Genomic DNA, 20,422 nt, shown 5'->3' with positions numbered 1-20,422 from the left:
GCCGTGTCGAGCGCGTCATCATCAAGGTCGGCGAGGAAGTCGAGATCGTCGGCATCCGCGACACGCAGAAGTCGACGTGCACGGGCGTCGAGATGTTCCGCAAGCTGCTCGACCAGGGCGAGGCGGGCGACAACATCGGCGCGCTGCTGCGCGGTATCGGTCGCGACGACGTCGAGCGTGGCCAGGTGCTGTGCAAGCCGGGTTCGGTCAAGCCGCACAAGAAGTTCAAGGCCGAGGCCTACATCCTGACCAAGGAAGAGGGTGGCCGGCACACGCCGTTCTTCACGAATTACCGTCCGCAGTTCTACTTCCGCACGACCGACGTGACGGGTGTCGTGAACCTGCCAGAAGGCACGGAAATGGTGATGCCGGGCGACAACATCTCGGTCGATGTCGAGCTGATCGTGCCGATCGCCATGGAAGAAGGTCTGCGCTTTGCCATCCGCGAGGGCGGTCGTACCGTCGGCGCGGGCGTGGTGGCCAAGATCATCGAGTAGTGCAAGTCGAGGTCGGGGAGCGTCCTGAAGTGGGCGCTCCCGGCTTTTTGCCGGGACAGGTTGAGAAATGCAGAGCCAGAACATCCGGATCCGCCTCAAGGCGTTCGACCATCGTGTGCTCGATGCCTCGACGAAGGAGATCGTGAACACCGCAAAGCGGACCGGGGCAGAGGTGCGCGGGCCGATCCCGCTGCCGACGCGGATCGAGCGCTACACGGTCAACCGGTCGCCGCACGTGGATAAAAAGAGCCGCGAACAGTTCGAGATGCGCACGCACAAGCGTCTTCTCGACATCGTGGATCCGACGCCGCAGACGGTCGATGCGCTGATGAAGCTCGATCTGGCCGCCGGCGTCGACGTGGAGATCAAGCTCTAGGCCATACGGGCGCGCCTCGGCGTGCGATCGGTGGACCTTCGAGAGGGAATTGGGTGAACGCGATGCGATCGGGCGTGATTGCACAGAAGCTGGGCATGACCCGCGTCTTCACGAAGGAGGGCGAGCAGGTTCCCGTGACCGTCCTCAAGTTGGACGGCTGTCAGGTCATCGCGCAGCGAACGGCCGACAAGCACGGCTACACGGGCCTCCAGCTCGGTGCCGGGCTCGCCAAGGTGAAGAACACCACGAAGGCCGAGCGCGGTCATTTCGCGGTCGCTTCGGTCGAGCCCAAGCGCAAGGTGGTCGAGTTCCGCGTCAGCCCGGAGAACCTCATCGAGGTCGGGGCCGAGCTGACCGCAGACCACTATGTGAAGGGGCAGAAGGTGGACGTCACCGGGACCTCGGTGGGTAAGGGGTTCGCCGGCTCCATGAAGCGCCACAACTTCGGCGGCCTTCGGGCGACGCACGGCGTCTCCATCAGCCACCGCAGCCACGGCGCGACTGGCAACCGCCAGGACCCCGGCAAGGTCTTCAAAGGCAAGAAGATGGCCGGCCACATGGGCTCGGTGCGCGTGACGACGCAGAACCTCGAGATCGTCGCCACCGATGTCGAGCGTGGCCTCATCATGATCCGCGGCGCGGTGCCGGGCTCGAAGGGTGGCTGGGTGCTGGTGCGTGACGCCATCAAGCGTCCGGGCGATCTCGAGCGGGCCAAGCAGGCGCTGATCGATGCCGCGGCCGCGGAAGAGAAGGCCGCCGCCGATCGCGCCGCGGGCGTGACGGCCAAGGGCGCGGGCAAGCCGCCGGCGAAGGGGAAGAAGTGAGATGAAGGCGGATGTCAAAACGCTCGAGGCCGCGAGTGCGGGCACGCTCGAGCTCTCCGACGAGATCTTCGGGCTCGACCCGCGCGCGGACATCCTGCACCGCATGGTGCGCTACCAGCTGGCCAAGCGCCAGGCCGGTACGCACTCGGCAAAGGATCGCAGCCTCGTTGCCGGCTCGCGCAAGAAGATCGTGCGCCAGAAGGGTTCGGGCGGCGCTCGGCACGGCAACCGCCTCGCTCCGCAGTTCCGCAAGGGCGGCAAGGCGTTCGGTCCGGTGCCGCGCAGCCATGCGATCGACCTTCCGAAGAAGGTGCGGGCGCTCGCGCTCAAGCACGCGCTTTCGGCCAAAGCCAAGGCCGGTGAGCTGATCGTGCTGGAGAACGCCAGCATGGCGGAACCCAAGACGGCGGGCCTGCGCAAGCATTTCGAGGGGCTCGGGCTCCAGTCGGCGCTGATCGTGGATGGCGCGGTCGTCGATACGAACTTCGGGCTCGCGGCGCGGAACATCCCGCAGATCGACGTGCTTCCGGTGCAGGGCATCAACGTCTACGACATCCTGCGGCGCGACAAGCTGGTGCTGACGAAGGCGGCGGTCGCGGCGATCGAGACCCGTCTGAGGGGCGAGGTCTGAAGGGATTTGCGACGCGACCCCGCCGGGGCCGCGGTGAACGGGACAAGGCTCCGAGCGGTGCGCCGCGAGGGCGGATAAAGAGATCGAGCGATGGACGAGATCAAGGCCTACGACGTGATCCTCGCGCCGGTGATCACCGAGAAGTCGACGGGTGCGTCGGAGTTCAACCAGGTGGTCTTCAAGGTCGCCGAGGGAGCCAGCAAGCCGGAGATCAAGGCGGCGGTCGAAAAGTTGTTCGGCGTGCGCGTCAAGGCGGTCAACACCATGATCCGCAAGGGCAAACTGAAGCGCTTTCGGGGACGCCTCGGGCGCCAGTCGGACTACAAGAAGGCGATCGTGACGCTCGAGCCCGGGCAGTCGATCGATGTGACGACGGGTCTTTGACCGGCTCGGGCGGGCGCTCAGGCCCGTCGAGCGATGCGAGAGATGGTGACAGGACGGGATTTTCCGTCCGGTCGCGGGAATGGACGAAGCGACGGACAGATAAGCGGGCGCCGGGCGCCCCGGGAAGCGAGTAGCGATGGCTCTCAAGACATTCAATCCGACGACGCCGGGCCAGCGGGCGCTGATCCTCGTCGATCGCTCGCATCTCTCCAAGGAGAAGCCGGTCAAGCAACTCACGGAAGGGCTGCGCAAGTCCGGCGGGCGCAACAATTACGGCCGTGTCACCGCGCGCCGGCGGGGCGGTGGGCACAAGCGCGCCTACCGCATCATCGACTTCAAGCGGCGCAAGTTCGACGTGCCCGCCGTGGTCGAGCGGCTGGAATACGATCCGAACCGGACCGCTTTCATCGCGCTGATCCGCTATGAGGACGGGGAACTCAGCTACATCCTCGCGCCGCAGCGCCTTTCTGTCGGAGACACGGTGGTCTCGGGCCGGCGCGTCGACGTCAAGCCGGGCAACGCCATGCCGATGGCGGCGATGCCGATCGGAACCATCATCCACAACGTGGAGATGAAAGAGGGCAAGGGCGGCCAGATCGCACGCTCGGCGGGCACCTACGCGCTGCTGGCGGGGCGTGACCAGGGCTATGCGATCCTGCGCCTTTCCTCGGGCGAGACGCGCATGGTGCGCGCCGAGTGCATGGCGACGATCGGCGCGGTGTCGAACCCCGACAACGCCAACACGAACCTCGGCAAGGCGGGGCGTAGCCGCTGGATGGGCCGGCGCCCGTCGGTGCGCGGTGTCGCCATGAACCCGATCGACCACCCGCATGGTGGTGGCGAGGGGCGCACCTCCGGCGGCCGGCATCCCGTGACCCCCTGGGGCAAGCCCACCAAGGGTAAGCGGACGAGATCAAACGTGGCGAGCGACAGGTACATCCTGCGCAGCCGCCACCTGAAGAAGAAGTAGAGGCGGAAAGCAAATGGCTCGCTCTGTCTGGAAAGGCCCGTTCGTGGACGGGTATCTGCTGAAAAAGGCGGATGCCGCGCGGGAAGCCGGGCGCAAGGACGTGATCAAGATCTGGTCGCGGCGCTCGACGATCCTACCGCAGTTCGTCGGCCTCACGTTCGGCGTCCACAACGGAAAGAAGCACGTTCCCGTGCTCGTCTCCGAGGACATGATCGGCCACAAGTTCGGCGAGTTCGCTCCGACCCGCACCTACTACGGCCACGCCGCCGACAAGAAGGCGAAGAGGAAGTAACGATGGGCCAGACGAAGAACGAGCGCAGGACACGCGAGAACGAGGCCCAGGCCGTCGCTCGCAACATCCGCGTCAGCCCGCAGAAGCTCAACCTTCTGGCGGCCATGATCCGCGGCGCCAAGGTGGAAAAGGCCATCGCCGACCTCACCTTCTCGCGCAAGCGCATCGCCAAGGACGTCAAGAAGACGCTCGAGAGCGCGATCGCGAATGCCGAGAACAATCACATGCTCGACGTCGACACGCTGGTCGTCGCCGAGGCGCACGTTGGCAAGAACCTGGTCATGAAGCGCTTCAGCCCGCGGGCACGCGGACGGGCCGGGCGGATTTCGAAGCCCTTTTCACAGCTCACGATCGTGCTGCGCGCGGTCGAGGATGCTCAGGCCTGACGCCGGGACGAGGACAGGACATGGGACAGAAAATCAACCCGATCAGCCTCAGGCTCGGCATCAACCGGACCTGGGATTCCCGTTGGTTCGCCAACAAGGGCGAATACGGCAAGCTGCTCCAGGAAGACATGCAGATGCGCGCCTACATCATGAAGATGCAGCGCGCGGCGAGCATTTCCAAGGTGGTGATCGAGCGTCCCCACAAGAAATGCCGCGTCACCGTGCACACCGCGCGGCCGGGCATCCTGATCGGCAAGAAGGGCGCGGACATCGAGAAGCTGCGCAAGGAACTCGCCCGCTTCACCGCGAGCGAGGTGAACCTCAACATCCTCGAGGTCCGCAAGCCGGAGATGGACGCCACGCTGGTTGCCGAGAACATCGCCCAGCAGCTCGAGCGTCGCATCGCCTTCCGGCGGGCCATGAAGCGTGCCGTGCAGTCGGCCATGCGCATGGGGGCCCTCGGCATCCGCATCAACTGCGCCGGCCGGCTCGGCGGCGCCGAGATCGCGCGCACGGAATGGTACCGTGAGGGACGCGTGCCGCTGCATACTCTGCGCGCGGACATCGACTACGGGCAGGCACGTGCTGAAACCGCTTACGGGACGATCGGGCTGAAGGTCTGGATCTTCAAGGGCGAGATCCTCGAGCACGATCCCATGGCGCACGAGAGACGGGCTGTCGAGGGACCGGAAACGCAGCGTCGGCGCGAACCGCGTCCGAGCGCGGCCTGAGGCCTTACGGGGAGTAGATACTCATGCTGCAGCCAAAGCGCACGAAATTCCGCAAGGCCCACAAGGGGCGCATGCGTGGCGTGGCCAAGGGGGGCACGGAGCTCAACTTCGGCTCGTTCGGGCTCAAGGCTCAGGAGCCGGCGCGCGTCACCGCTCGCCAGATCGAGGCCGCGCGCCGCGCGATGACCCGTCACATGAAGCGTGCCGGGCGCGTCTGGATCCGGATCTTCCCGGATCTGCCGGTGTCCAAGAAGCCGACCGAGGTGCGCATGGGCAAAGGCAAGGGCGCGCCGGAGTTCTGGGCCGCGCGGGTCCATCCGGGGCGCATCATGTTCGAGATCGACGGTGTGCCGCTGGCGCTCGCCAACGAGGCACTGACGCTCGCGGCGGCCAAGCTGCCGATCAAGACGCGGGTCGTGGTGCGGCCGGGCGTCGTGAACTGAGCGGCGCGGGACTGGGAATGTCATCGGCCTGCGGGGTCGGGATGGCCTGCGCGAAGGGCGCGCAAGGCGTGAGGAACGAGAGATGAAGTACGAAGACCTCAAAGGCTTCTCGCAGGATCAGCTGCAGGACGAGTTGCGCAAGCTCAAGAAGGAGCAGTTCAACCTGCGCTTCCAGCAGGCGACGGGCCAGCTCGAGAACACCTCGCGGTTCCGCGAGATCCGCCGCGATATCGCGCGGATCAAGACGATGGCTCGCGAGCTGCGCGGTGCTGCGGGCGCTTCGACGAAGTAGCAATCCGGGGGCGGCACCGCCCCCCAGGGAATACATCCAGCCCGGGCGAGCCGGGCAAGGACCGAGGACGACAAGACAATGCCGAAACGCGTGCTCCAGGGCGTGGTGGTCTCCGACAAGAACGACAAGACGATCGTCGTGCGCGTCGAACGCCGCTTCACGCATCCGATGTTGAAGAAGACGGTGCGCAGCTCGAAGAAGTACCACGCCCACGACGAGGAAAACGTCGCGAAGGTGGGCGACCGGGTATCGATCGAGGAATGCCGTCCGATCTCCCGGAACAAGCGATGGACGCTGGTCAAGGACGGCGGCGTCGGCTCGGCCTGACGCCGGCAACGTAATGAGGGGCCGAAGATCGGCCAAGGCGGGAAAACAATCCCGCCGAGTGGACTGCGGAGACGAAGGCCATGATCCAGAACGAGACCAATCTCGACGTCGCCGACAACTCGGGCGCGCGCCGCGTGCGCTGCATCAAGGTGCTCGGAGGATCGAAGCGCAAGTATGCGAGCGTCGGTGACATCATCGTCGTCAGCGTCAAGGACGCCATTCCGCGCGGCCGCGTCAAGAAGGGCCAGGTGATGAAGGCGGTGGTCGTGCGCACCGCCGCGCCGATCCGCCGCAACGACGGCAGCGTCATCCGGTTCGACCGCAACGCGGCCGTTCTCATCAACAACAACAAGGAGCCGATCGGCACCCGTATCTTCGGGCCCGTGACGCGTGAGCTCCGCGCCATGAACATGAAAATCGTCTCGCTCGCTCCGGAGGTCCTCTAGATGGTGGCCAAACTCGACCGCTCGTCCGGGATCGAAGGACGGGCCAAACCGAAGATCCGCAAGGGTGACAAAGTCGTGGTGCTTGCCGGACGTGACAAGGGCAAGCACGGCGAGGTCCTCAAGGTCATCCCGAAGGAGAACCGCGCGGTGGTGCAGGGCGTCAACGTCGTGCGCAAGCACACGCGCCAGACCGCCAGCCAGCAGGGCGGTATCGTCTCCCAGGAGGCGCCGATCCACATGTCGAACCTCGCCATCGAGGATCCCAAGGACGGCATGCCAACGCGGATCGGATTCAAGATCCTCGACGATGGCCGCAAGGTCCGCGTCGCAAAGCGCTCGGGAGAGGTGATCGATGTCTAGTGCTCAGGGCGCGAACGGCTACGTGCCGCGGCTGCGCCGCCACTTCGACGAAGTGGTGCGGGGCAGTCTCAGCGAGAAATTCGGCTACCGCAATCCCATGCAGGTGCCGCGTCTCGAGAAGGTCGTGTTGAACATGGGCGTCGGCGATGCGGTCAACGACCGCAAGAAGGTCGATTCGGCTGCGTCCGATCTCGCGCTCATCGCCGGCCAGAGGCCGGTGGTGACGCGCGCGCGCAAGTCGATCGCGACCTTCAAGTTGCGCGACGGCATGGCGATCGGCGCCAAGGTCACGCTGCGCGGCAACCGGATGTATGAATTCGTCGACCGGCTGGTGACCATCGCGCTGCCGCGCGTCAAGGACTTCCGGGGCCTCAACCCCAAGAGCTTCGACGGGCGCGGCAACTTCGCGATGGGTATCAAGGAGCACATCGTGTTCCCGGAGATCGACTACGACAAGGTCGACCAGATCTGGGGCTTCGATGTGATCGTCTGCACGACGGCGCAGAGTGACGACGAAGCGCGCGAGCTGCTCAGAGGATTCAACTTTCCCTTCCGGACCTAGTACCGGCATTCGGACGACGACGCTTCGGCGGCGAGGAGACGGCGATGGCCAAGACGAGCACGATCAACAACAACGAGCGCCGCAGGGCGCTGGTGGCACGCTATGCCGCCAAGCGCGCCGCGCTCAAAGCGAAAATCAAGGACCCGAAAGCCACCCGCGAGGATCGCTTCCGGGCAACCCTGGCGCTCGCCGAGCTGCCGCGCAACTCCTCCAAGACCCGCGTGCGCAACCGCTGCGCCGCGACGGGCCGGCCGAGGGGATATTATCGCAAGCTCAAGCTGTCGCGCATCGCGATCCGCGACCTGGGCTCGCAAGGGCTCGTTCCGGGCCTCGTGAAGTCGAGCTGGTAAGGAGGAAAACTGAATGCCAGTTTCCGATCCATTGGGCGATATGCTCACCCGGATCCGCAACGCCCAGCTCCGGCGCAAGTCGAAGGTGGCGACGCCGGCCTCACGGATGCGCGAGCGCGTGCTCGAGGTCCTGAAAGAGGAAGGCTACATCCGGGACTTCACGCGGATCGACTATGCCGGCGGGCGCGCGGAACTCGAGATCGAGCTCAAATACCACAACGGAGAGCCGGTGATCCGCGAGATCCGCCGTGTCTCGAAGCCGGGCCGGCGCGTCTATTCGCCGGTGAGCGACCTGCAGCCCGTGGCGAACGGCCTCGGCGTGGCGATCCTCTCGACGCCGAAGGGCGTGATGTCGGATGCGCGCGCGCGCCAGGAGAACGTCGGCGGCGAGGTTCTCTGCAACATCTTCTGAGGCGGCTCCTGCGCCGAGGAACCTATGAAGCGAGGTGGGGATCATGTCCCGTATCGGTAAAAAGCCCGTCGTCATTCCTGCCAAGGCGCAGGTGACCATCGACGGCCAGAAGGTGTCGGCGAAGGGCCCCAAGGGCGAACTCGCCGTGACGCTCGCCGATGACGTGACGGTGGCGATGGCCGACGGCCGGATCAAGGTCGAGCCGCGCGACGACAGCAAGCGGGCGCGGGCCATGTACGGTCTCTCGCGCACGCTCGTGCAGAACATCGTGGTCGGCGTCACCGAGGGCTTCACGCGGACCCTCGAGATCAACGGCGTCGGCTATCGTGCGCAAATGAAGGGGCGGGACGTTCAGCTCTCGCTCGGCTTCAGCCACGAGGTGGTCTACAAGACCCCGGCGGGCATCGATATCGCGACGCCGAAGCTGACCGAGATCGTGGTGTCGGGCGCCGACAAGCAGAAGGTCGGCCAGGTGGCGGCCGAACTGCGCGCCTATCGTCCGCCGGAGCCCTACAAGGGCAAGGGCGTGCGGTACGCTGGAGAGTTCATCTTCCGCAAGGAAGGCAAGAAGAAGTAGCGTGCGCGAGCGCGGCTGGGGCACGGGCGGCCGGCCGCGACAGAGGCACGCATCGAACGAGAGACGACAGACATGGCGAGCGACAGGCAATCCATCGACCGGCGCAAGGTGCGCATCCGGCGCGTGCTCAGCGGGCGCAAGAACGACCGCCCGCGGCTTTCCGTGTTCCGGTCGTCGAAGCATATCTATGCGCAGGTCATCGACGACGTCAGCGGGCGGACACTGGCGGCCGCATCGACGCTCGAGAAGGGACTGCGCGCGAGCCTGAAGACCGGCGCCGACGTCGCGGCCGCCGGTGCGGTGGGCAAGTTGCTGGCCGAGCGGGCCAAGTCCGCCGGGGTGTCGAGCGTGGTCTTCGACCGCGGCTCATACAAGTATCACGGCCGCGTCAAGGCGCTGGCAGACGCCGCGCGCGAGGGCGGCCTCGAGTTCTGACAAGGAAGGATATTGGCTTTGGCACGCAACGAGGGCAGAGGCCGGGATCGTGATCGCGAGCGGGACCGCGAGGAGCGCGACAGCGAGTTCGTCGACAAGCTGGTGCACATCAACCGCGTCGCGAAGGTGGTGAAGGGCGGCCGTCGCTTCGGCTTTGCCGCGCTCGTCGTCGTCGGCGACCAGAAGGGCCGCGTCGGGTTCGGGCACGGCAAGGCGCGCGAGGTGCCGGAGGCGATCCGCAAGGCGACCGAGTCCGCCAAGCGCACCATGATCCGCGTGCCGCTGCGTGAAGGACGCACGCTGCATCACGATGTCGCAGGCCGCCATGGCGCGGGCAAGGTGGTGCTGCGGGCGGCGCCTCCCGGTACGGGCATCATCGCGGGCGGCCCGATGCGCGCGGTGTTCGAGACGCTCGGCGTGCAGGACATCGTGGCCAAGTCACTCGGGACCTCGAACCCGTACAACATGGTCCGTGCGACGTTCGATGCGCTCGTGCACGAGGACAGCCCGCGCAGCGTGGCGGCGCGGCGTGGCAAGAAGGTGAGCGAGATCGTCTCGCGGCGCCGCGATGGCGCCGAGGCGGTCGGCGAGGAGCAGGAAGCCGGCGTCTGACGGTTGGATTGCGGTTGCCGGCGAGTGGCGCGGGCCCTCGGTGGGTGCTTTGCGGCGGTGGACGTCGGGCGCGTTGGACGCGGACCACGCGCTTCGGACGCGTTGAGATCGAAGGAACGGAATGATGGCGAAGGGCAAGGGGACGATCATCGTCGAGCAGATCGGCAGCCCGATCCGCTGTCCCGAGCGGCAGCGGCGCACGCTGGTCGGTCTCGGTCTCGGCAAGATGCATCGCAAGCGCGAACTCGAGGATACGCCCTCGATCCGGGGCATGGTGGCCAAGGTGCCGCATCTCGTGCGGATCGTGGAGACGAAATCCTGAGCCGCGACTTCGGCGATCGCGGATGAACGGATCGGCCGTCGGGGCCAAACCGGGGGATGCCGAAGTGAATAGGACGATCGTGCCGTGCGAGGCACCGGCAACGGTGGCGTAAGGCAGCGAGGAAACGAGAACCGGCGCGGAGCGCGGGTGGAATGGCGAGAGGCGCAAAATGCGTTTGAACGAGCTCAGAGACAATCCGGGCGCCCTGCGCCAGCGCAAGCGCGTCGGACGCGGCATCGGCTCGGGTAAGGGCAAGACCGCCGGGCGCGGCGTCAAGGGCCAGACGTCGCGTTCGGGCGTGGCCATCAAGGGTTTCGAGGGTGGCCAGATGCCGTTGCATCGCCGGCTGCCCAAGCGCGGCTTCACGAATCCGTCGCGCAAGGCGTTCGTCGTCATCAACGTCGGCGACTTGCAGGCGGCAATCGATGCAGGGCGGCTCGCGGCCGGCGTGACGGTTACCGGCGAGGTGCTGGCCGAGGCAGGCATCATCCGGCGTCGGCGTGATGGCGTTCGGGTGCTGGCGCGTGGCGAGATCACGTCGCCGCTGACGCTCGAGGTCGCTGGCGCATCGAAGGCCGCGATTGCCGCGATCGAAAAGGCAGGCGGTTCCGTCAAGGTGCTCGAGCCCGTAACACCGGCGGCCGAGGCCTGAGGCCGGCCAGGCTGGCCGAGGTTCGCGACCGGGGCAGCCACTGCCCGAGTGTGCGCGAACCGGCTGGCAACTCGGGTGAGGGGGTGATGCGCCTTGCATCGCCAGGGGATCGTCGCCACTCTCCCCGCTGATCATTCGAGCCTGCCGCGGACTGGCCGGGGCAGGGCGGACGGACCGGCCGGAGCGCGCGGGCCGTCCGGTTGCGATACTGGGGCTCGCCAACGCGGGGGGCTCGAGAATACCGGGCTGGAGAAAGGACGCGCATGGTCTCCGCAGCCGAGCAACTCGCCGCCAACATCAATTTCGCCGCCTTCGCCAAGGCCGACGAGCTGAAACGGCGGATTCTCTTCACGATCGTGGCGCTGCTCGTCTACCGGCTGGGCACATACATCCCGCTGCCCGGCATCAACCTCGACCAGCTGGCCCAGATCTTCGAGCAGAGCCAGACCGGCATCCTCGGCATGTTCAACATGTTCGCAGGCGGCGCCGTCGGTCGCATGGCGATCTTCGCGCTCAACATCATGCCGTACATCTCGGCATCGATCATCATCCAGCTCCTGACGACCGTCTCGCCGCACCTCGAGCAGCTCAAGAAGGAAGGCGAGCAGGGGCGCAAGCAGATCAACCAGTATACGCGCTATGGCACCGTGGTCCTGGCGACGCTGCAGGCCTACGGCATCGCGATCGGCCTCGAGGGGGCCGGCAACCTGGTGCTTGATCCGGGCTGGTTCTTCCGCATCACCACCGTCATCACGCTGGTTGGCGGCACCATCTTCCTGATGTGGCTCGGCGAGCAGATCACGGCGCGCGGCGTCGGTAACGGCATCTCGCTGATCATCTTCGCGGGCATCGTGGCAGAGCTGCCGGCGGCGCTGGTCGGCGTGCTCGAGCTCGGGCGCACGGGCTCGCTCTCGACCGCCGTGATCATCGGCCTCTTCGTCATGGCGATCATCGTCATCGCCTTCATCGTCTTCATGGAGCGAGCGCAGCGACGGCTGCTGATCCAGTACCCGAAGCGCCAGATGGGCAACCGGATGTTCCAGGGGGATTCCTCCCACCTGCCGCTGAAGCTCAACACCGCTGGCGTCATTCCGCCGATCTTCGCGTCGTCGCTGCTGCTGCTGCCCATCACGGTCGCCCAATTCTCGAGCGGTACGGGTCCGCAATGGCTGACCGATGTCACGGCGTTGCTCGGGCGCGGTCAGCCGCTCTATCTCGGGCTCTATTGCGCGATGATCGCGTTCTTCGCGTTCTTCTATACGGCCATTGTCTTCAATCCGACGGAGACGGCCGACAACCTCAAGAAGTACGGCGGATTCATTCCCGGGATCCGGCCGGGCGAGCGGACGGCGGAATACATCGACTACGTGCTGACCCGCATCACGGTCGTCGGAGCCGGCTATCTGGTCCTCGTCTGCCTTCTGCCGGAACTGTTGATCTCGAACCTCGCCGTGCCCTTCTATTTCGGAGGCACGTCCCTGCTGATCGTCGTCAGCGTCACCATGGATACCGTCGCCCAGGTGCAGAGCCATCTCCTGGCGCACCAGTACGAAGGGCTCATCAAGAAGGCCAAGCTCAGAGGCACCAAGGGGGGCAAACGGTGACCAGCATCATCCTCCTCGGCCCGCCCGGTGCCGGCAAGGGAACCCAGGCCAAACGCCTCGAGGATGCGCGCGGGCTGGTGCAGCTCTCGACCGGCGACATGCTCCGCTCGGCGGTGGCTGCGGGTACACCGATCGGGCTTCGGGCCAAGGCGGTGATGGAGGCTGGACAACTGGTCTCGGACGAGATCGTGATCGGCATCATCTCCGAGCGGCTGGACCAGCCGGACGTGGCGGGTGGTTTCATCCTCGACGGCTTTCCGCGCACGCTGGCGCAGGCCGACGCGCTGGCCACCCTGCTCAACCAGAAGGGCCTCGCGCTCGACGCGGTGATCGAACTCAAGGTCGATGACGAGCAGCTGGTGCGTCGCATCGCAGGTCGCTTCACATGCGGCTCGTGCGGCGAGGGTTATCACGACGAATTCAAGCGCCCGACCCGGGAGGGTGTGTGCGATCGCTGCGGCGGTACCAGCTTCAAGCGGCGGGCGGACGACAACGAGGCGACGCTGCGCTCGCGTCTGCTCGCTTACTACAAGGAAACGGCGCCGCTGATCGGCTATTATCACGCACTCGGGTTGCTTCGATCGCTCGACGGCATGGCGGACATGGACAGTGTCGCGCGCGCCATCGATCGTGAGATCGACGGGTGAACGAATCACACGCGCCAAGGCGGTTGACGGAATGGGCGGGGCTCGGCTATTAGACGCGATCCCCGTGCAAAGGGATTGAGCGACAACCGGCTCGCGCTTCTTGGCGCTCGAGCCTGGGGGTCGCATTTGGCCGTGGCGGCTGGTCGTGGGGAGGTCCCGACGTCAGCATCCGATGGGGCAGGCCCGATCGTGGCGCGCGCAGCGGCGGCGCATGGGCGGACTGGAAGGACGAATTCAGGCGGACGGCATCCAACGAGGGTGCCCTGGTTCTCGAGGAGAGCGACGTGGCACGCATCGCTGGTGTCAACATACCGAGCAACAAGCGCGTGGAAATCGCGCTGACCTACATCCACGGCATCGGGCGCAAGTTCGCCAAGGATATCTGCGCGCAGGTGCATATTCCGAACGAGCGCCGCGTCAACGAACTGACGGACGCCGAGGTCATCCAGATCCGTGAGGTCATCGAGCGCGAGTTCGTGGTCGAGGGCGACCTCAGGCGAGAGGTGGCCATGAACATCAAGCGGCTCATGGATCTGGGCTGCTATCGTGGCCTGCGCCATCGGCGTGGTCTGCCCGTTCGCGGTCAGCGCACCCACACCAACGCGCGCACCCGCAAGGGCCCGGCCAAGGCGATCGCGGGCAAGAAGAAGTAACAGCGCAGCCCGGCAACGGCGCTCCCTCCAGAGGACCGAGACAGCGACATGGCGAAAGACCGCACCCGCATTCGCCGCAAGGAAAAGAAGAACATCTCTTCCGGCGTGGCCCACGTGAATGCGTCCTTCAACAACACGATGATCACCATCACCGATGCCCAGGGCAACGCGATCTCCTGGTCGTCGTCGGGCACGATGGGGTTCAAGGGCTCGCGCAAGTCGACCCCCTACGCCGCGCAGATGGCCGCCGAGGATGCCGGGCGCAAAGCCCAGGAGCACGGCGTGCGCACGCTCGACGTCGAAGTGAGTGGACCTGGCTCGGGACGCGAGTCGGCGCTCAGGGCGCTGCAATCCATCGGGATGCAGATCACGACCATCCGCGACGTGACGCCGATCGCGCACAACGGCTGCCGGCCGCGCAAGAAGCGCCGCGTCTGATCGTTCGGCGGGGCGGGCCGCGCGTCGGCCCCGACCCGCATTTCCCGCTCCGGGCGTGCCGCCGGCCGCCCGTCGAGCCAACTGCCGCAAGGACCTTCGAGGACCCATGAACAGCGCGCTGCAGAGAAACTGGCAGGATCTGATCAAGCCGGAGAAGCTGGAAATCACGTCGGGCCGCGACAATCGTCGAATGGCGACGGCGGTGGCCGAACCGCTCGAGCGCGGTTTCGGCATGACGCTCGGCAATGCGCTGCGGCGCGTTCTGCTCTCGTCGCTGCAGGGCGGCGCGGTGACGAGCGTGCACATCGACGGCGTCCTGCACGAGTTCTCCTCGATCCCGGGCGTGCGCGAGGACGTCACCGACATCGTCATGAACATCAAGGAGATCGCACTCAGGGTGCACTCCGAGGGCACCAAGCGCATGGTGTTGCGCAAGGACGGCCCGGGCGTGGCGCGAGCGGGCGACATCGAGACGAGTTCCGACGTCGACGTGCTCAACCCCGACCTCGTGATCTGCACGCTGGACGAGGGTGCCTCGATCCGCATGGAGTTCACGGCGCAATCCGGCAAGGGCTATGTGCCGGCCGAGCGCAACCGGCCCGACGATGCTCCGATCGGTCTCATTCCGGTCGACAGCATCTTCAGCCCGATGAAGAACGTCTCCTTCAAGGTCGAGGACACCCGCGAGGGCCAGGTTCTCGACTATGACAAGCTGACGCTCTCGGTGGAGACGGACGGCTCGATCAAGGCCGAGGATGCCATCGCGCTCGCCGCGCGCATCCTGCAGGACCAGCTCCAGATCTTCATCAACTTCGAGGAGCCCGAGCGGCACATGGCGGAGGACCGCCAGCCGGAACTCGAGTTCAACGCCGCGCTGCTCAAGAAGGTCGACGAGCTCGAGCTATCGGTGCGCTCGGCGAACTGCCTGAAGAACGACAACATCGTCTACATCGGCGACCTCATCCAGAAGACCGAGGCCGAGATGCTCCGGACGCCGAATTTCGGGCGCAAGTCGCTGAACGAGATCAAAGAGGTTCTGGCGGGCATGGGCCTCCACCTCGGCATGGACGTGCCGAACTGGCCGCCGGAGAACATCGAGGATCTCGCCAAGCGCTTCGAGGACCATTATTAGGAGCACTCGGGCGCGAGCGCTCCGACGCCGTCGGGTCAGGGCCTGACGGCAAGACAACGACCCGGCGCGCGAATGGGCGCGAGAACGTCGGCCGGCAGCGACGCGCGGCCAGTTGAAGAGGATCAGGACCGATGCGTCACGGACACGGCTATCGCAAGCTGGGCAAGACGGCGAGCCATCGCCGCGCGATGTTCGCCAACATGGCGGCGGCGCTCTTTCGCCACGAGCAGATCGTCACCACGCTGCCGAAGGCCAAGGAGCTGCGGCGCGTCGCCGAGCGGCTGATCACGCTCGCCAAGCGGGGTGATCTGCACGCCCGTCGGCTCGTGGCATCGCGGCTCGGCGACGACGAGATCGTCAAGAAGCTGTTCGACGTGGTCGGACCGCGTTACGGCGAGCGCAATGGTGGCTACACGCGTGTTCTCAAGGCCGGCTACCGTTACGGCGACAGCGCGCCGATGGCCGTGATCGAACTGGTCGATCGTGATCCGGCAGCCAAGGGCAAGGACGACCGCGCCCGGCACGAGGCGCGTATGGCAGCCGAAGAGAACCGGGCGCAGGCGGCGGCAGCGGCCTGACGGTGCGAGACGCGGCGCGCGGATCGCACCGCGAGACGACAGGATGTTTCGGGTTTCGATCGGGCGGGGGCAACCTCGCCCGTTCGCGTTGGTGGCGGCCTTCAGCAAGAGAGCGCGCCGATGGAACGATACGATATCGGATGGGTGCGCTAGCGCGCCGACCCGGGTTCGGCTGGAGCGGTCGCCGTCGGGGGCTGCGATCGCTTCTCGCTCGTGCTATGCGGGCGTGGTTCATACAACAGCATGGGTGGGATGATGAGAGGATTGCGGGCGGCCGGCGTTTCGGTCTCGATGGCGATCGTCGCCATGGTGGCGGCGCTCACGGCCGGCGGAGCGTCGGCCCAGGAGCGCGTGGTTCCGGACACCGAGAACCAGTTGCTTCTCTCCTATTCGCCCGTCGTCAAGCGCACGGCCCCGGCCGTCGTCAACGTTTACGTTCGGGCGCGGGTGCGCACGTTCGTCTCCCCCTTCGGTGACGATCCCTTCTTTCGCCAGTTCTTTCGAAACCGGCCCGGCTTCGGCGTACCGCGCGAGCGTGTCGAGAACAGCCTCGGCTCGGGTGTGATCGTTTCGCCGGACGGGCTGGTCGTGACGAACGACCACGTCATCAAGGGCGGCGGGGAGGCGGAGATCAAGGTCTCCCTCGCCGACCGGCGCGAGTTCGATGCCCGTGTCATCCTGCGTGACGAGCAGAGCGATCTCGCCGTGCTCAAGATCGTGGGTGAGGCGGAGGAGCGGTTCCCATTCCTGGCCTTCCACGATTCCGATCAGGTCGAGGTCGGTGATCTCGTGCTCGCTATCGGCAATCCGTTCGGGGTCGGCCAGACGGTGACGAGCGGGATCGTCTCGGCGCTCGCGCGCACCCGCGTCGGCAGCTCCGATAGCCAGTTCTTCATCCAGACCGATGCGGCCATCAATCCCGGCAACTCGGGTGGCGCGCTCGTCGACATGGCCGGAAGGCTGGTCGGAATCAATACGGCGATCTTTTCGCGCTCGGGCGGTTCCATCGGAATCGGCTTTGCGATCCCATCCAACCAGGTTCAGCTCATCGTCAGCACCGCTGTCGATGGCGGCACCGTCAAGCGGCCGTGGTTCGGTGGCGAGCTCGCCCCGGTGACGCGCGATCTCGCCGATGCGCTCGGTCTCGACCGGGTCTCGGGGGCGTTCGTGACGGCGGTGCTGGAGCAGGGGCCGGCGGCGGAAGGTGGACTGAGGGCAGGCGATGTGATCGTCTCGGTGGACGGTCGTCAGGTCGACGATCCGCGCGCCTTCACCTATCGCTTCACGACGCGCGGTGTCGGCGGTTCGGCGCGGGTCGTGATCATTCGCGACGGCAAGCAATTCGAACTCGACGTTCCCTTGCGCGAGGCACCGCCGACAGCCGAAGGCGACGTCGTTCTGCTGCGCGGCGACCATCCGCTCGAGGGGGTGAAGGCCGCCGAGCTGACACCTTACCTGCAGCAGAAATACCGGTTGCGGGCAACGGACGGCGTCGTGATCGTCGACGTCGTTGCCGGCTCGATCGCGGCGAGCTATGGCCTCAAGACCGGCGATCTGATCGAGAACGTCAATCGCAACCCGATCACGGACCTCAGCGAACTCGAGGCCTCGCTCGGCGAACGGGTGGCGCGCTGGCGCATCCTCATCCGGCGCGGCGACAGGCGCATGAGCATGGTGGTGCCGGGCCGGCTGTGACAGCACGACCGCATCGGCCGGCGAAGTGGTGGCGTTCCTGCTAGGATGCCACCTCGTGCGAGGTAAGCGGCATGGGCGATCTCTTCGAGGCGGCCGGGCTCGGCGAGGGAGCGCCCCGACCGCTCGCGGACCGGCTGCGTCCGACGCGGCTCGACGAGATCGTCGGACAGCGCCGGATCGTTGGACCGGATGGCGCTCTCACCCGCATGGTGCGCACGGGACGGCTCACCAGCATGATCCTCTGGGGGCCGCCCGGTAGTGGCAAGACGACGGTCGCACGGCTGCTGGCCGGCGAGACCAACCTCGCGTTCGAGCAGCTCTCGGCGATTTTCTCGGGCGTGCAGGACCTCAGGAAGGTCTTCGAGCGTGCCAAGGCACTGCGGGCGACGGGGCGAGGCACACTGCTCTTCGTCGACGAGATCCACCGCTTCAACCGGGCCCAACAGGACAGCTTCCTGCCGCACATGGAGGACGGCACAATCGTCCTGGTCGGGGCGACGACGGAGAACCCGTCGTTCGAGCTCAACGCGGCCATTCTTTCGCGCGCCAGCGTGCTCGTCTTCGAGAGGCTCGGAGCGGACGATCTCAAGGAACTGGTGGCGCGTGCCGAGCGCCTCACGGGGCGCACCCTGCCAGTCGACGAGGCGGCGCGCGAGGCATTGGTCGCCATGGCCGACGGTGACGGACGCAGCCTGCTCAACATGATCGAGGAGGTGCTGGCCTCGCAGCCGCCCCAGGCGGCGGACCTCGACACGCGCGCGCTCGCCGGGCTCGTGCAGCGCCGGGCGGCGGTCTACGACAAGGGGCAGGATGGGCACTACAACCTGATCTCCGCGCTGCACAAGTCGGTGCGCGGCTCGGACGCGGACGCCGCGCTCTACTGGCTGGCGCGCATGCTCTCGGCGGGCGAGGACCCGATGTTCCTTGCCCGAAGGCTCGTGCGCATGGCGGTCGAGGACATCGGTCTCGCCGATCCGAGCGCCCTCGTGCAGGCGAACGCGGCCAAGGATGCCTATCACCTCCTCGGCAGTCCCAAAGGTGAACTGGCTCTCGCCCAGGCCACGATCTATCTGGCGACCGCGCCGAAGTCGAACGCCGGCTATGTCGCCTACAAGGCGGCGATGCGGTCGGCCGGCCAGTCGGGCTCGCTCGTGCCTCCCAAGCACATCCTCAATGCGCCGACGAAGCTCATGAAATCCGAGGGTTATGGCGCGGGTTATGCCTACGACCACGATGCGCCGGACGGCTTTTCCGGTCAGGATTATTTTCCGTCGGAACTCGGGCGGCAGACCTTCTATGAGCCCCCCGATCGCGGCTTCGAGCGCGAGATCAGGAAGCGGCTGGCCTATTGGGCCAAACTGCGCGGCGAGCGTGGCGGCTGAGCGTGGCCCGGGCAGGGCCGCTGTGGTACGGGTCAAATGCGTGGGTTGAGGAAGCGCCAGGTCATCGTCCCGCAGCCGATCAACACGAAGCCGAGCGCGACGAACACCACCCCGAGATCGAAGAATCCCAGCAGGATCGCATAGATCAACGGCGGCACGAGTTCGCCGAAGTCGAGATAGGTGCGGTAGACCGAGGTCATCTGCGCGCGCTCGTAGGGGTGAACGGCGCGATAGAACGGCACGCTGCCCACGGCATCGAGCGGGACGGAAAAGAAGCTCGCCGCCAGGATCGCGGCGGCTGCAAAGAGGGGCTGCTGCGTACCGAAGTAGCCGGCCACGAAAAGGCAGGCGGCGGTTGCATAGAAGCCGAGCACGGCGGTACGGCGCACGCCCCAACGCTCCGCCAAGCGACCCCAGGCCATGGCGGTGATCAGCAGCGCGTTCGCCGCAAGGATCAGCAGGCCACCCGCCTCCTGTCCGAGGCCGGAGGTGACCATCAGGATCGGCCCGTAGATGAAGAGTGTCGACCAGTAGCTCGAGCGCCCGAAGGCGATGATCCAGGCGAGCCTCAGGCGTGGCTGTGCGGCATAGCGTCGGACGTTCTTCAGCGGATTGGCGGGCGGCTGGCGGGCCGGCTGGATGGCCTTGCTGTCGGTCAGCCGCAGGTACCAGAAGACGCAAACGAGGATGCACGCGAAGGTGAAGCTGAGGCCGTAGGTCGCCCAGGGGCCGTAGTGGACGTAGAGCCAGACGCCCATGTAGGGCGCCAGCGCCCAGCCGATCGTGGAGGTGGTGAGGCGCACGGAATCGTAGCGCACGAACTGCTGCTTGCGGATGTAGTCGAGGACATAGAGGCTGAGCGTGACGTTGAGGCAGGCACTGCCGATGACGCGTGCGAGCATGCCGCCGACCTGGCCGGTGAAGGTGTAGGTGGCGAAGCAAAGGGCTGCCACCATCAGTGTCACCGCGCCGAGGGTGTACGTCCAGCGCCGCGAGAGGCGCACGATGATGAAGGGCAGAATCAACGAGAAGAGAAGCGTTACGAGCGCAATGCCCGTATAGAGCAGGCTGAGGAGCTGGCTGTTCTTAATGATGTCGTAGGCCTGCAGCGGCACCACCGTGGACAGGGTGGCGCGCGCGAAGGTCTCGATGAAGAAGAGCGTGGCAAAGGCGCTGATGCCGGGTGCCGGGGCCGCGGGCAACCATATCGGATGGCGCACATTCATGGCCATCGGTCGGTATCCTCGGTTGTTGGTCGGATGGGCGGGTGCCCCGCAGGCGTCGAGCTTGGCGCTTTTGCACCCGACCTGAAGCCATGCCAAGCCCAAAATGCGCGGCGTCAACGCCTCTTCATTGGACGATGCGCCGGGGTCGCGGCCCGATGTTCGCGTGTGCGCGCGTTGCACGTATGG

General features: G+C 66.3%; 31 protein-coding genes. 30 read left to right on the top strand and 1 reads right to left on the bottom strand.

The features are described 5' to 3' along the window. The 30 genes from tuf to GC150_13215 all read left to right on the top strand — a co-directional run. The coding region (gene tuf, locus GC150_13360) for an elongation factor Tu (protein MBI1385887.1) at positions 1 to 497 on the top strand (497 nt) is incomplete at its 5' end. A 67-nt stretch (positions 498 to 564) separates the two neighbouring features. Continuing rightward, complete coding sequence (rpsJ, locus tag GC150_13355) at positions 565 to 873, top strand: 30S ribosomal protein S10 (protein MBI1385886.1); 309 nt, start codon at positions 565 to 567, stop codon at positions 871 to 873. A gap of 62 nt (positions 874 to 935) precedes the next feature. Continuing rightward, positions 936 to 1,697: a 50S ribosomal protein L3 gene (locus GC150_13350; protein MBI1385885.1), complete on the top strand. Its 762-nt coding sequence runs from the start codon at positions 936 to 938 to the stop codon at positions 1,695 to 1,697. Position 1,698: 1 nt separating this feature from the next. Beyond that, positions 1,699 to 2,328: a 50S ribosomal protein L4 gene (rplD, locus tag GC150_13345; GenBank protein MBI1385884.1), complete on the top strand. Its 630-nt coding sequence runs from the start codon at positions 1,699 to 1,701 to the stop codon at positions 2,326 to 2,328. A gap of 90 nt (positions 2,329 to 2,418) precedes the next feature. Further along, complete coding sequence (locus GC150_13340) at positions 2,419 to 2,712, top strand: 50S ribosomal protein L23 (GenBank protein ID MBI1385883.1); 294 nt, start codon at positions 2,419 to 2,421, stop codon at positions 2,710 to 2,712. A gap of 136 nt (positions 2,713 to 2,848) precedes the next feature. Beyond that, entirely contained in the window at positions 2,849 to 3,682 is an 834-nt protein-coding gene (gene rplB / locus GC150_13335) for a 50S ribosomal protein L2 (protein ID MBI1385882.1), read from the top strand. Positions 3,683 to 3,695: 13 nt separating this feature from the next. Next, the gene (gene rpsS / locus GC150_13330) at positions 3,696 to 3,974 is read left to right on the top strand and encodes a 30S ribosomal protein S19 (GenBank protein ID MBI1385881.1); all 279 of its coding nucleotides are present in this window, start codon (positions 3,696 to 3,698) and stop codon (positions 3,972 to 3,974) included. Between the two features lie 2 nt (positions 3,975 to 3,976). Continuing rightward, complete coding sequence (locus GC150_13325; GenBank protein MBI1385880.1) at positions 3,977 to 4,360, top strand: 50S ribosomal protein L22; 384 nt, start codon at positions 3,977 to 3,979, stop codon at positions 4,358 to 4,360. A 20-nt stretch (positions 4,361 to 4,380) separates the two neighbouring features. Then, a complete protein-coding gene (gene rpsC, locus GC150_13320) occupies positions 4,381 to 5,091 on the top strand; it encodes a 30S ribosomal protein S3 (protein MBI1385879.1) in 711 nt (236 codons plus the stop codon). A gap of 23 nt (positions 5,092 to 5,114) precedes the next feature. Further along, complete coding sequence (gene rplP, locus GC150_13315; protein MBI1385878.1) at positions 5,115 to 5,534, top strand: 50S ribosomal protein L16; 420 nt, start codon at positions 5,115 to 5,117, stop codon at positions 5,532 to 5,534. Between the two features lie 82 nt (positions 5,535 to 5,616). Then, entirely contained in the window at positions 5,617 to 5,826 is a 210-nt protein-coding gene (locus GC150_13310) for a 50S ribosomal protein L29 (GenBank protein MBI1385877.1), read from the top strand. Between the two features lie 78 nt (positions 5,827 to 5,904). Then, positions 5,905 to 6,153 (top strand): 30S ribosomal protein S17, encoded by a 249-nt coding sequence (rpsQ, locus tag GC150_13305; protein ID MBI1385876.1) that lies wholly within the window; start codon positions 5,905 to 5,907, stop codon positions 6,151 to 6,153. Positions 6,154 to 6,233: 80 nt separating this feature from the next. Beyond that, complete coding sequence (gene rplN / locus GC150_13300; GenBank protein ID MBI1385875.1) at positions 6,234 to 6,599, top strand: 50S ribosomal protein L14; 366 nt, start codon at positions 6,234 to 6,236, stop codon at positions 6,597 to 6,599. Further along, positions 6,600 to 6,959, top strand: a complete 360-nt coding sequence (locus GC150_13295; protein MBI1385874.1) for a 50S ribosomal protein L24 — start codon at positions 6,600 to 6,602, stop codon at positions 6,957 to 6,959. Next, a complete protein-coding gene (gene rplE / locus GC150_13290; GenBank protein ID MBI1385873.1) occupies positions 6,952 to 7,521 on the top strand; it encodes a 50S ribosomal protein L5 in 570 nt (189 codons plus the stop codon). The genes GC150_13295 and rplE overlap by 8 nt, the downstream gene beginning before the upstream one ends. Positions 7,522 to 7,565: 44 nt before the next feature. After that, a complete protein-coding gene (rpsN, locus tag GC150_13285; GenBank protein ID MBI1385872.1) occupies positions 7,566 to 7,871 on the top strand; it encodes a 30S ribosomal protein S14 in 306 nt (101 codons plus the stop codon). 13 nt (positions 7,872 to 7,884) lie between these two features. Beyond that, a complete protein-coding gene (gene rpsH, locus GC150_13280) occupies positions 7,885 to 8,283 on the top strand; it encodes a 30S ribosomal protein S8 (protein ID MBI1385871.1) in 399 nt (132 codons plus the stop codon). A 43-nt stretch (positions 8,284 to 8,326) separates the two neighbouring features. After that, positions 8,327 to 8,860, top strand: a complete 534-nt coding sequence (locus GC150_13275) for a 50S ribosomal protein L6 (GenBank protein ID MBI1385870.1) — start codon at positions 8,327 to 8,329, stop codon at positions 8,858 to 8,860. A 72-nt stretch (positions 8,861 to 8,932) separates the two neighbouring features. After that, positions 8,933 to 9,295, top strand: coding sequence for a 50S ribosomal protein L18 (locus tag GC150_13270; protein MBI1385869.1), 363 nt, complete (start codon positions 8,933 to 8,935; stop codon positions 9,293 to 9,295). Positions 9,296 to 9,313: 18 nt separating this feature from the next. Further along, on the top strand, positions 9,314 to 9,907 hold the full coding sequence (locus GC150_13265; GenBank protein ID MBI1385868.1) for a 30S ribosomal protein S5: 594 nt from the start codon (positions 9,314 to 9,316) through the stop codon (positions 9,905 to 9,907). 124 nt (positions 9,908 to 10,031) lie between these two features. Further along, positions 10,032 to 10,229: a 50S ribosomal protein L30 gene (gene rpmD, locus GC150_13260; GenBank protein MBI1385867.1), complete on the top strand. Its 198-nt coding sequence runs from the start codon at positions 10,032 to 10,034 to the stop codon at positions 10,227 to 10,229. 169 nt (positions 10,230 to 10,398) lie between these two features. Continuing rightward, positions 10,399 to 10,881, top strand: coding sequence for a 50S ribosomal protein L15 (locus tag GC150_13255; GenBank protein MBI1385866.1), 483 nt, complete (start codon positions 10,399 to 10,401; stop codon positions 10,879 to 10,881). A gap of 263 nt (positions 10,882 to 11,144) precedes the next feature. After that, positions 11,145 to 12,485 carry a preprotein translocase subunit SecY gene (secY, locus tag GC150_13250; protein MBI1385865.1) on the top strand — a complete coding sequence of 447 codons (1,341 nt, stop codon included), beginning with the start codon at positions 11,145 to 11,147 and terminating at the stop codon, positions 12,483 to 12,485. After that, on the top strand, positions 12,482 to 13,132 hold the full coding sequence (locus tag GC150_13245; protein ID MBI1385864.1) for an adenylate kinase: 651 nt from the start codon (positions 12,482 to 12,484) through the stop codon (positions 13,130 to 13,132). The genes secY and GC150_13245 overlap by 4 nt, the downstream gene beginning before the upstream one ends. Positions 13,133 to 13,416: 284 nt before the next feature. Next, positions 13,417 to 13,785 carry a 30S ribosomal protein S13 gene (rpsM, locus tag GC150_13240; protein ID MBI1385863.1) on the top strand — a complete coding sequence of 123 codons (369 nt, stop codon included), beginning with the start codon at positions 13,417 to 13,419 and terminating at the stop codon, positions 13,783 to 13,785. 48 nt (positions 13,786 to 13,833) lie between these two features. Continuing rightward, positions 13,834 to 14,223 (top strand): 30S ribosomal protein S11, encoded by a 390-nt coding sequence (rpsK, locus tag GC150_13235; GenBank protein MBI1385862.1) that lies wholly within the window; start codon positions 13,834 to 13,836, stop codon positions 14,221 to 14,223. A gap of 106 nt (positions 14,224 to 14,329) precedes the next feature. Then, entirely contained in the window at positions 14,330 to 15,355 is a 1,026-nt protein-coding gene (locus tag GC150_13230; protein ID MBI1385861.1) for a DNA-directed RNA polymerase subunit alpha, read from the top strand. A 131-nt stretch (positions 15,356 to 15,486) separates the two neighbouring features. Further along, entirely contained in the window at positions 15,487 to 15,933 is a 447-nt protein-coding gene (locus GC150_13225) for a 50S ribosomal protein L17 (GenBank protein MBI1385860.1), read from the top strand. Positions 15,934 to 16,185: 252 nt separating this feature from the next. Next, a complete protein-coding gene (locus tag GC150_13220; GenBank protein MBI1385859.1) occupies positions 16,186 to 17,628 on the top strand; it encodes a Do family serine endopeptidase in 1,443 nt (480 codons plus the stop codon). 71 nt (positions 17,629 to 17,699) lie between these two features. Next, the gene (locus GC150_13215) at positions 17,700 to 19,010 is read left to right on the top strand and encodes an AAA family ATPase (protein ID MBI1385858.1); all 1,311 of its coding nucleotides are present in this window, start codon (positions 17,700 to 17,702) and stop codon (positions 19,008 to 19,010) included. Between the two features lie 32 nt (positions 19,011 to 19,042). Here the strand turns inward: GC150_13215 and GC150_13210 are convergent, their stop codons facing one another. Further along, positions 19,043 to 20,242, bottom strand: coding sequence for an MFS transporter (locus tag GC150_13210; GenBank protein ID MBI1385857.1), 1,200 nt, complete (start codon positions 20,240 to 20,242; stop codon positions 19,043 to 19,045). Positions 20,243 to 20,422: the final 180 nt, after the last annotated feature.

The sequence above is a fragment of the Hyphomicrobiales bacterium genome (genome assembly GCA_016125495.1).
Taxonomy (GTDB): domain Bacteria; phylum Pseudomonadota; class Alphaproteobacteria; order Rhizobiales; family RI-29; genus RI-29.
Note: the sequence above shows the minus strand (reverse complement) of the source record. Positions and strands in the feature narration are given on the sequence as shown.